We start from the raw sequence: 11031 nt of genomic DNA, 5'->3' as shown, positions 1-11031 counted from the left end.
GCCGGACTCGGTCACCGGCCGCTCTCCCCGCCGTCCCCGGGTCACGCGGAGGCGGAGGCCAGGCTCACCGCGCGCGTGATCAGGTCCGCGTTGTCGTGCGCCTCCCCGCCGTCGGGCAGCCGCATGGTGTCCTCCAGCCCCATCCGGATGTCGTAGCCCGAGGCCACCGCCGTCTCCAGGACCGGCCAGGCCGTCGCGTCGGCCCCGTGCAGCAGCCGCGGCTGGTTCGCCCCCGCCCGGTCCAGCAGGGAGCAGATCGCCTCGGCGTTGCGCCGGGCGTCCTCCACCGCGACCTGCGTGGGCTCCACCAGCACCGCCGCCGCCCTGAGCTTCGTGGCGACGAGGATGCGCGCGGCCTCCACCGTCCACACCCCGGCCTCCACCCCGATCCGGCGGTCCTCCAGCAGGTGCGCCAGGTCCACCGAGCCCGCCTCGTGCAGGTTCACGGTGACCGAGTCCGGCAGCGCCGACGAGGCCCAGCGCTGCACCAGGTCGTAGCGCCGCCACGGATCCGACTCCGCCGACAGCGACGTGGTCAGCGACACCGGCACCCGCGGTCCGTCGGCGCGCAGCCGCTCCATGAGCGGGCCCACCACCTGGGGCGCCAGCGACTCGGCCCCGGTGGGGTCGCGCGGATGCAGGTGCAGCTCGGTCGCGCCCGCCGCCACCACCGCGTGCGCGTCCGCCACCAGTTGGTCCACGGACACGGGCAGGGCGGGGTGCGCTCCGGGGCGGCGGTCCCCGTTGAGACAGGCGACGATCCTCATGGGTGCCCTCCTAACGGCGCTCCGTAAGCCCAATGTGCCCGTTACCGCACGGGTACAAGCCATCCGTGGCGTTCCCTGGCAGGATGTCGGTCATGAGAACTCCGCTCGTTCTTGCCGCCGCAGCCCTCTTCGCGACCCTCCCGGCCGCCCCGGCCCTGGCCTTCCCCGAGGACCCGAGCGACCCCGGCACCGGTGGTGTCGACTACCCCCGCGGAGGCGAGGGGCCCGAGGGCTCCGAGATCGCCTTCGAGTTCCAGGACCCGAGGATCTCCGAGTCCAGTGGAATCGCCCCCTCCCTGCTGCACGAAGGCGTGTGGTGGACCCACAACGACAGCGGCGAGCACCTGAACGAGGTGTACGCGGTCGACGAGGAGGGGCACACCCTCGCCACGGTCACGCTGAACCTGGACCGCCGTGACTGGGAGGCGATCACGGTCGCCGAGGCCCCCGACGGGACGCCGTCGGTCCTGGTGGCCGACATCGGCGACAACTTCGACGGCGGCTGGCCCGACGTCAGCGTCCACCGCTTCCCCGAACCCGGGGCGCTCGCCGACACGGCGGTCGACCCGCAGGTGTTCACCTTCACCTACGAGGACGGGGGACGCGACGCCGAGTCGCTGATGGTCGACCCCCGCGACGGCCGGATGTACGTGGTGACCAAGGAGTTCTCCGGCGGCCTGTACGCCGCGCCCGAGGAGCTCGAACCGGGGGCCGAGCACATCCTGGAGCGGATCGACTCGGCGCCCCTGTTCGCCACCGACGCCGCCTTCAGCCCTGACGGCAGCCGCTACGTGGTCCGCACCTACTGGGGGGCCACGGTCTACGACGCCACCGGGGGCGTGCCGGGCTCCTCCCTGGGCGCCTTCGACCTGCCCGAGTCCGACCAGGGCGAGGCCATCGCCTTCACCCCCGACGGCACCGCCCTCATGGCCGGGACCGAGGGACCCGGGGCGCCGGTCTGGCGGATCCCGCTGGAGGACCGCTACCTCGCCGAGGAGCCCCCGGTGCGGGAGGTCGCCGCGCGGGAGGCGCCCGCGGGGGAGGGCGGGACCGTCGAGCCCGAGACGCGGGGGGCGCTGCCCTTCATCGTGGGCGGCGGCGCGGTCGCCGCCCTGGTCATCGTCGCGATCGTCCTGCTGGCCCGACGGGGCTGACTCCCTACCCCTCGGGCTGCGGGTCCAGGAAGTGCTCGCGCGCCAGGAAGGCGTGCCGGGAGAAGTCGGTGAACACGCCGTCCACCCCGGCCTCGAAGAAGGCCTCGTACTCGGCGGCGAAGGAGCCGTAGTCGCCCGGTCCGCCTTCCGAGCGCAGCTCGGCGGGAAGGAAGTGGTTCTCGCTGCGGAACGTGTACGGGTGCACCAGGAGCCCGGCCGCGTGCGCGTTCTCCACCAGGTCGGTCGGCTCCCCGAGCACCCCGTCCTCCACGGGCACGACCAGGCTCTTGGCCGGGCCGATCGCGTGCGCGAACGTCGCCACCTCGGCCAGGCCGTCCGGCGTGGTGTGGTGCAGCCAGCGCTCCTCGGAGCCCATGAGGTAGACCAGCGGCAGCTCCGTCACGGCCAGCTTGCGCAGGCTGTCGGCCTCGAAGGACTGGAGGAACACCGGCACCAGCGGCTCGGGGCCCGTCAGCCCCGCCTCGCGCAGGGCCTGGATCAGCACCGGCTCCAGCTCCAGGCCCTGCGCCTCGTGGTAGGCGGGGTGCTTGGTCTCGGGGTAGATCCCGATCGGGCGGCCCAGCTCCTTGGTCAGCGCCAGCGCCAGCTCGATGACCTCCTCCAGGGTCGGGATCCCGTAGGTCCCGTCCATCACGGCGTTGTCCGCGCGCACGTCCCGGAGGCGCTCCACCGCGCGCAGCGTCCGGATCTCCTCCAGCGTGAAGTCCTGGGCGAAGAACCCGGTCACCTCGCGCCCGTCGACGGTGCGCGTGGTGCGCCGGTCGGCGAACTCGGGGCGCTCGGCCACGTCCGTGGTCCCGCCGATCTCCTGCTCGTGGCGGCAGACCAGCCTCCCGTCCCTGGTCGAGACCAGGTCCATCTCGATGAAGTCGCCGCCGTGCCGGGCCCCCAGCTCGTAGGAGGCCAGCGTGTGCTCGGGGCGGTGCCCCGACGCACCGCGGTGCGAGATGATCTTGATGGGGGGTTCCTTCTTGTTCCTGCGCACAGCCGAACCGTCCTGAGAAGCGAGATGCCGGGAAAAGGGGGAGGCCGACCCGACGCGGGTCGGCCTCCATTGTGCAACGCGGGGCGAACGGGTCAGGACAGCTCGGTGAGCACGTGGTCCACGCACTCGGTGAGCGCGCGCACGTCGTCCGGGTCGATCGCCGGGAACATGGCCACGCGCAGCTGGTTGCGGCCCAGCTTGCGGTAGGGCTCGGTGTCGACCACGCCGTTGGCGCGCAGGACCCGGGCCACCGCGGCGGCGTCCACGTCGTCGCTGAAGTCGATGGTGCCGACCACCTGAGAGCGCTTGGACGGGTCGGTGACGAACGGCGTCGCGACCGGCGACTTCTCCGCCCAGTCGTAGAGGACCGAGGAGGACTCGGCGGTGCGCGCCACGGTCCACTCCAGGCCGCCCTGGCCGTTCATCCACTCCAGCTGCTCGGCGAGCAGCAGCAGCGTGGCCACGGCCGGGGTGTTGTAGGTCTGGTCCTTGCGGGAGTTGTCGATCGCCGTGGGCAGCGAGAAGAACTCCGGCACGTAGCGGCCGCTCGCCGCGATCTCCTCCACGCGGGCCAGGGCCCGGGGCGACATGACGGCCAGCCACAGCCCGCCGTCGGCGGCGAAGCTCTTCTGCGGCGCGAAGTAGTAGACGTCGGTCTCGGCGATGTCGACCGGCAGGCCGCCCGCGCCGCTGGTGGCGTCCACGAGGACGAGCGCGTCCTCGTCGGCGCCCGCCACGCGCCTGATGGGCGCGGCCACACCGGTGGACGTCTCGTTGTGGGTCAGCGCGTACACGTCCACGCCGGCCTCGGCCGCGGGCTCGCCGTGGCTGCCCGGGTCGGTGCTGATGACGGTGGGCTCCTGGAGCCAGGGCGCGCCCTTGGCGACCTTCGCGAACTTGCTGGAGAACTCGCCGAAGGCGAGGTGCTGGGACTTCTCGCGCAGCAGGCCGTGCGCGGCGATGTCCCAGAAGGCGGTGGTGCCGCCGTTGCCGAGGACCACCTCGTAGCCGTCGGGGAGGGAGAACAGCTCGCTCACCCCGGAGCGGACCCGGGAGACCAGGGACTTGACCGGCTTCTGCCGGTGGGAGGTGCCCATGTAGCGGGAGCCGGAGGCGGCCAGGGCCTCGATCTGGGCGGGGCGGACTTTGGACGGGCCGCTGCCGAAACGGCCGTCGGAGGGCAGCAGGTTCGCGGGGATCTGAATCTCGTCGGTCACGACCACCAGCGTAGTGGCGGTGGAGGCGGCGGAGCCGGTCAGGGCCGCTGTTGGGGCTCCTGAAATGAAGCGGGGAAGCGGGCGCTATGTCACGTTCCCAAAGGTTCTGGCCGGTATAGGCCAGTCGCATTTCCATTCATACAGGTGCATTTTCCGCTAGGAGTGCGGTCTTATGGGAGGGGTTTCGGGGGGAACGCCAGAACACGACGCGCGATACGGAGGGGCGTCCACACGTGGCCGACAGCAGCACCGACCCCGAGACCGCCCGCGGGCGTGAGGGCAGCGCCTTCCTGCGGGTCTTCGACGCCCTGCGCGTACGCCCCACAAGGGCCGACACCCGCCTCATGGGCAGGATGGAGCGGCGGGCCGCCCGCAGGCTCCCCGTCGGCAACCGCGGCGGCGCCCAGCGCGGCGACGTGGCCGAGCCCCCGCCCGTGCTCGACCTGGAACTGGAGGAGGGCGCCGACCGCGAGGCCCTGCTGCGGGTGCTCACCGAGCGCTGCGGCGACCAGCCGGTCTGGCGTCTGCCCCCGCGCCCCTCCGACGCCCCCGCGCCCGGGGCGCGGTCCCGGGCGCACGAGGCCCACGCCACCACCGAGGAGCTCTACGACCTGATGTCGGGCCTGCTGGCCGAGGCCGACGCCGTACGGCCCGCCAAGGAGCGCGGGCGCAGGCCCCCGCCCTGGCCCCGCTTCGCGCGGCTGCGCTCCCTGCTGTGGCTGCGCGTGTGCAGGCTCGGCGCCATCCGCTCCGCGGTCTCGGGGGAGGAGGTCGTCCAGGACGAGGCCGACCTCGACGCCAACGCCAAGGCGCAGATCTACGTCGTCGCCGAGCTGAGCCGGGCCAAGCTCGAACACGGCCGGAGCGCGGACCGCGGCGCCGACCGGGCGGCGGACGGCACCGGGGCCGTGCGCCGCTACCCCCACCGCCTGCGCTCGGGCCTGCGCGGCCTCTACGACCGCGCCTTCCAGCGGACCGCCGTGTTCGTCGCCCGCCTCACCGGACGGGTGACCTTCGGCAAGGCCGACACACACGTGCTCACCCCCTGGGGCTTCCTCCTCAACCTCGCCACCCTGGCCGCGCCCGTCATCCTGGGCGGTGTCGTCGCCGGTGTCTTCGGGCTCGTGCTCCAGGGGCTGAACAACCTGGTCACGCTGGGCGTGGGCCTGCTGCTGGCGGTCGTCTACGCCTGCCTCGGCCTCTTCCTCGTCCTGCCCTGGCGCTCCTACCGCTGGCTCAACCACCACCGGTACGTGGTGGACACCCAGGCCGCCAGCGACGACAAGGAGTCGGTCCCGCGCAACCACCGCGCCCGCGGCGTCCACGTCCTCAACCTGCTCAACCGCCGACGCCTCACCGGACGTCTCGTCCGCGACCCCGGGGCCGACGGAGAACGCGGTGAGCCCGGCGGGGCCGGTGGCGGCCGCCCTCCCGAGCGCCCCGACACCACGCCCGCGCACGACGGCTGGTGGGCGACCCTGGCCCCGCGCCGCCGACGGCACGCGGTCGTCGCGGTCGTGCCCCCGCAGGAGCGGCCCGAGCGCGGGAAGGACGACGACACCGCCGAACGCCCGCGCGGAGAGCGTCCGCCCGGCGTCCACCGGCTCGCCGTCAACGCCTTCCTCGACGACCTCGCGCACACCCACGGCGGCTCCCCGGGGCGCCGCCCGTTCTCCCCGCGCCGCGGGCGCCGCCAGCGCCCCGTGCTCCTCGTGGACCAGGACCGCCTCGACCGGGTCGGCCGCTACCTGGTCCGCCTCATCGAGGACGAGCGGCTGCGCCGCGCCTTCCCCGACCCCCTGCTCGTCGTGCAGGTGCGCGACCGCGGCACCCGGCCGCTGGTGGACGACCGGGTGGACGTCTCCCGCTACCCCACGCTGCCCGAGGCCGAGAACGGCAGCCGCCCCGAGGAGGCGGTGTCGCGGTGGCTGCGCGAGCGCCACGCCGCCGGGGTGCTGGGCCGCTCCCGGCTGCTCACCCTGCGGATCCCGGCCGACTCCTCCGCCTGGGCGGGCAACCCCGACCCGCCCGAGCGCGCCCGGGTGCTCACCGCCGGTGCGATCACCGGGGTCGCGGCCACGGCGACCGCCGCGGCCACCGCCGTCGCCGTCCTGGCCCTGTGGGTGGTCGGCCCGGTCGTGGCCGAGCGCTTCAACCCGTGCGCGTCGGGCGGGGTCTGGACGCCCCGGGGCATCGAACGGCACGGCAAGGACTGCGTCGGGGTGACCTTCGGCGACTTCGTCTTCCACGAGCGCCTGCGCGAGGTCACCGAGCGCATCCACGAGCAGAACGAGCGGATCGACGAGGACGACGAGAACCACGTCACCATCGCCTACGTCGCCGAACTCAGCACCACCGGCGGCAGCGACCTGTCCCTGGCCGGGGTCCAGGGCGAGCTGCTGGGCCTGGCCCACCAGCAGGCCGAGCACAACGCCTCGGGCGACGCCTCCCTGCCCCGGATCAAGATCCTGATCGCCAACACCGGCGAGGGCTGGCGGTACGCGCGCGAGACCGCCGAGACGATCGTCGAACGCGCCCAGGACGAGGGCCTGGGCATGGACCGGCCGGTGGCCGCCGTCGGCTTCGGCCACAGCGTCCAGCCCAACACCGAGGCCGTCCGCGTCCTCAGCGGGGCCCGGATCCCCATGGTCGGCACCACCGCCACCTTCGACGACGTGGCCATGGAGACCTCGGGCAAGTACAGCCAGTACTTCTTCCCCGTGGCGCCCTCCAACACCCGCCTGGCCGACCAGGCCGCCCTGTGGGCCTACCGCGGCGTGCCGTGGACGGGCGAGGGGCTGGTCGAGGGGCAGGAGCCCGAGTCGCTGGGCCCCGCCCGCACCGCCGTGGCCATCGCCGACAACCAGGAGGGGGAGAGCTACGGCCCCCACCTGGCGGTGCGGTTCATGAACGCCTTCCGCGCCCTGGGCGGCCAGCCCTGGACGGACGGCGGGCAGGCCCACCCCGTCACCCTCGCCGACGGCGGCGCCGACCCCTTCCCCGGCGTGCTGCCCTACCAGGACGGCGGCCCCACCCAGGCCGACCAGCTGTCGCGGGTGTGCGCCGAGGACCCGCCCGACGTCATCTACTTCGCGGGCCGCTCCACCGACTTCATGGACTTCCACAACCAGATCCAGGAGGAGGGGATGTGCGTGGAGGCCGGGGTCGACATCCTCGGCGGGGACGACATCGCCAAGTTCGTCACCGACCACGCCGAGACGCTCGGCCACGCCTCCGGGTACCCCGTCTTCTACACCCCGCTCGCCGCCAGCGGCGCCTGGAGCCAGTACACGCGCGGCAGCGAGCGCGCCTTCTACGCCGAGGCCGACGCCCTCATCGGGGAGCTCTACAACGGCCAGGAGGAGGACGAGGAGACCGGGGAGGAGCGGGGGACCGACGCCGAGGCCGTGGCGGCCGACGGCGGCATGCCCTCGATCACCCACGCCGCCGTCGCCCACGACGCGCTCAAGGTGGTCTCACGCGCGCTGCGGGGCATCTCCCACCCCCTCCCCCAGAGCGACGGGCCCCGGGAGGCCTCGGCCGCGCCCACCGAGCGGCCCTCGCCGTTCCTGGGCACCGACGCCGGGTACGAGCAGGAGCAGCAGGCGCTCGTGGAGAACATCCAGGGCACGCACAACCTGTCCGCCGTCTCCGGCTATCTCGGCTTCGGGGAGCCCTCCGAGGGCAACTGGTACCGCGACCGCATGGTCCAGCTCGTCGTGGTCGGCCCACTGGGCTCGGACGGCGAACGCCAGCACGTGATCGCCGCCTGCGGCCAGGTCAGCACGGGCACGGTCGACCCCGGACCGGCGTGCGCCTGACGCGCGGGTCCGGGTGGCGCGCGCGGCACCCGACACGAGAGGATGCCCCGTGTGGACCACCAAGACCCCGCCGAACTGCGCAAACCGTACCTGGGCGCGCCCCTGAGGCGCTCCGGCCTCGCCGACCACCCCATGACGCAGTTCCACCTGTGGTTCGACGAGGCCTACGACTCCGGACTGGCCGAACCCAACGCCATGGTCCTGGCGTCCGTGGAGCCCTCGGGCATGCCCCGCGCCCGCACCGTGCTGATGAAGGGCTACGACAGCACGGGACTGCGCTTCTTCACCAACTACACCTCGCGCAAGGGACGGGCCCTGGAGGCCGACCCGCGCGCCAGCGCGGTCTTCCCCTGGCACGCCATCCGGCGCCAGGTCCTGCTGGCCGGACGGGTGGAGCGGCTCAGCGACGAGGAGAACGACCGCTACTTCGCCTCGCGTCCGCGCGGCTCCCAGCTGGGTGCCTGGGCCAGCGAGCGCCAGTCGCGGCCGGTGGCGGACCGGGCCGAACTCGACCGGCTCTACCGGGAGTTCGACACGGTCTGGGCCGCCGAGGAGGAGATCCCCCGGCCCGCCTACTGGGGCGGCTTCCGGCTCGTGCCGAGCGAGGTGGAGTTCTGGCAGGGCGGTGCCGACCGCATGCACGACCGGTTCCGCTACCTGCGCGAACCCGACGGCTCCTGGAGCGTGGAGCGCCTGGCGCCCTGACCGGGCCGTCCGGTGACGCGCTCGTCGCGCGCCGCTCCCGGGAGTGATCTTGGCCGCTTCGTACGGGAGTTCGGGGGCGGTTCCCGCAGGTGGGCGACGGCCCGACGCCCCTCCGGCGCACGCGGTGGGCTGGAAGGCCCCCGTCTGCGTGACCAAGTGCCCTTGCCGCAGGGGGAGAACGTATCCGCATCGTGAGACCGGGCAGAAATCCGGGCGCCCCGCGCCACGATATGCTTGCGTGTATCGGTGGTCGCTCCCGCGGTCCTGCGGACGCCCCGGTCCCCACTCGGCCCCTGGGAATCACGTCGCCCCGGCCTGTGTTGTGAGAGACCCGCCGTGCCCGTCGTGACCGCGCGCCGGGCACAGAGCCTTGGGAGGGGAGACTTGACCGCACACGGGCTGATCGACACCACGGAGATGTACCTCCGTACGGTCTTCGAGCTCGAAGAGGAGGGCATCGTCCCGCTTCGGGCCCGTATCGCCGAACGCCTGCACCAGAGCGGCCCCACGGTGAGCCAGACCGTGGCCCGCATGGAGCGCGACGGCCTGCTGCGGGTGGAGAACGACAGGCACCTGGTCATGACCGCCGAGGGGCGCCGCCTGGCCACCCACGTCATGCGCAAGCACCGGCTCGCCGAGCGCCTGCTCGTGGACGTCATCGGACTCCCCTGGGAGGACGTGCACATCGAGGCCTGCCGCTGGGAGCACGTCATCTCCGAGGCCGTGGAGGAGCGTCTGGTCACGCTGCTCAACGCCCCCTCGGTGTGCCCGCACGGCAACCCGATCCCGGGCCTGGACGAGCTGGGCCTGGAGGACTACTCCCCCGAGCCCTTCACCGACGACTCGATCGTCCCGATGATCGACGTCGCCGGGAACAGCGAGACCACGGTCACCGTGCGGCGTATCAGCGAGCAGATCCAGTCGGACGCCGACATCATGCTCACCTTGCGCCGATCCGGGGTACAACCGGGACAGGAAGTGGTCTTGCGAGCCTCTGACGACGGGGTCCGCGTGACCGACGGTGAGACCGGGGAAACCGAGCTCTCGGCGCTCGTCGCCGGGCACATCTTCGTCGCCAAGCCGTGAACCGTACGGACGCGTTGATTGGTTGCTCATCAGGATTGTCACATTGCGCTGCGGGAACGTTGACGGTGTTGCTACGCTCGCTCCAAGGTGCGGTCGTTCGGGGTACCCGGAGCGGGCATGTATGCAGCTCATGACGGCGAGGTGGCGGCTAGATGACACGGTGGGGTGAGCCCTTCCCCAAGGGTGACGCGCTCGCCGCGGCCGCCGTGGCGGACCAGGCGCAGATCGCCATCGTCGTCATCGACCGGGCCAGCCTCCTGCGCTACTGGAACCCCTTCGCGCGCGAGCTGTTCGGGTTCGTGGGCGGTCGCGACTACGTCGGCCTCTCCCTGCTCGACATCGGTATCCACGAGTCCGACCGGGAGCACGCCTCCCAGCTGGCCCGGCGCGTCCTGCGCGGCGAGCCGTGGGAGGGCACCTTCGCGGTGCTCCGGGGCGACTCGACCTGGATCCACGTGCGCGCCCAGGCCGTGCCCATGCACAACGAGGCCGGCGAGATCGACGGCATCACCCTGATCGCCAGGGAGGCCCTGCGCAGCGGACGGGTGGAGGAGCAGTACGGTCTGCTGGAGCGCATCGGCAGCCGCCTGACCAGCTCCCTGGAGTTCGACTCCACGGTCAGGGGGGTCGCGGGCATCCTCGTGCCGCAGTTCGCCGACCACTGCTTCATCGACCTCTACGACCGCGACCGCCTGGTCAGACAGGTGTCGGTGCACGCCGAGGGGTGGACGCCCCCGCCGCGCACCTGGTTCGAGGTCGGCGACGAGGTCCGCTACCCCGAACGCCACTTCGTCACCCAGGCCCTGCGCCGCCTGGAGACGGTGGTCAGCAGCGAGTACCTGTTCGAGAACTCGCCCAGCACGCGCTCCGACCAGGTCTCGCGCCAGGTCGGCGTCACCTCCGCCATCGCCGCCCCGCTGCGGGCCCGCGGCGAGGTGCTGGGCGTGCTCACCCTGGCGCTGTCCGGGCTCTCCCCGCGGCAGAAGAGCACCTACGGGGGCTTCGACCGCGACCTCGTCGGCGCCATCGCCTCCCGCGTGGCCCTGGCCATCGACAACGCCCGCCTGTTCGAGCAGGAGCGCAGCACCGCGCTGGCCTTCCAGCGCAGCCTGCTGCCCAGCAGCCTGCCCCGGCTGGACGGGCTGACCGCGGCCCACCGCTACCTGCCCGCGGGACCGCTGCGCTCCGACGGGTACGGGGTCCAGACCCAGATCGGCGGGGACTTCTACGACGCCATCCCGCTCTCCGCCGGACGCGTGGGCCTGGTCATCGGCG

General features: G+C 73.0%; 8 protein-coding genes. 5 read left to right on the top strand and 3 right to left on the bottom strand.

Annotated elements, in window-relative coordinates; all coding sequences use genetic code 11:
• Positions 1–41: 41 nt before the first annotated feature.
• Positions 42–767 (bottom strand): 3-keto-5-aminohexanoate cleavage protein, encoded by a 726-nt coding sequence (locus DQW06_RS04290; protein WP_013155176.1) that lies wholly within the window; start codon positions 765–767, stop codon positions 42–44.
• Positions 768–859: 92 nt separating this feature from the next.
• Between DQW06_RS04290 and DQW06_RS04285 the strand changes: the two genes are divergently transcribed.
• Positions 860–1921: a hypothetical protein gene (locus tag DQW06_RS04285; RefSeq protein ID WP_013155175.1), complete on the top strand. Its 1062-nt coding sequence runs from the start codon at positions 860–862 to the stop codon at positions 1919–1921.
• A gap of 4 nt (positions 1922–1925) precedes the next feature.
• Here DQW06_RS04285 and DQW06_RS04280 read toward each other — a convergent pair whose 3' ends face one another.
• The gene (locus tag DQW06_RS04280) at positions 1926–2927 is read right to left on the bottom strand and encodes a glycerophosphodiester phosphodiesterase family protein (RefSeq protein WP_013155174.1); all 1002 of its coding nucleotides are present in this window, start codon (positions 2925–2927) and stop codon (positions 1926–1928) included.
• Positions 2928–3019: 92 nt separating this feature from the next.
• Positions 3020–4150 (bottom strand): phosphoserine transaminase, encoded by a 1131-nt coding sequence (serC, locus tag DQW06_RS04275; protein ID WP_071622806.1) that lies wholly within the window; start codon positions 4148–4150, stop codon positions 3020–3022.
• A 227-nt stretch (positions 4151–4377) separates the two neighbouring features.
• Here serC and DQW06_RS28840 point away from each other — a divergent pair, with 227 nt between their 5' ends.
• From DQW06_RS28840 to DQW06_RS04255, 4 genes are all read left to right on the top strand, one after another.
• Positions 4378–7965, top strand: a complete 3588-nt coding sequence (locus tag DQW06_RS28840; RefSeq protein ID WP_157983338.1) for an ABC transporter substrate-binding protein — start codon at positions 4378–4380, stop codon at positions 7963–7965.
• A gap of 51 nt (positions 7966–8016) precedes the next feature.
• The gene (gene pdxH, locus DQW06_RS04265) at positions 8017–8670 is read left to right on the top strand and encodes a pyridoxamine 5'-phosphate oxidase (RefSeq protein WP_013155170.1); all 654 of its coding nucleotides are present in this window, start codon (positions 8017–8019) and stop codon (positions 8668–8670) included.
• A gap of 384 nt (positions 8671–9054) precedes the next feature.
• Entirely contained in the window at positions 9055–9756 is a 702-nt protein-coding gene (locus DQW06_RS04260; protein WP_013155169.1) for a metal-dependent transcriptional regulator, read from the top strand.
• A gap of 152 nt (positions 9757–9908) precedes the next feature.
• Positions 9909–11031, top strand: a 1123-nt coding sequence (locus DQW06_RS04255; protein ID WP_117197996.1) for a PAS domain-containing protein, incomplete at its 3' end; no start/stop codon positions are given.

Source organism: Nocardiopsis sp. TNDT3 (assembly GCF_003427465.1).
Classification (GTDB): Bacteria; Actinomycetota; Actinomycetes; order Streptosporangiales; family Streptosporangiaceae; genus Nocardiopsis; species Nocardiopsis dassonvillei.
This window is presented reverse-complemented; position numbering and strand designations above follow the sequence as displayed.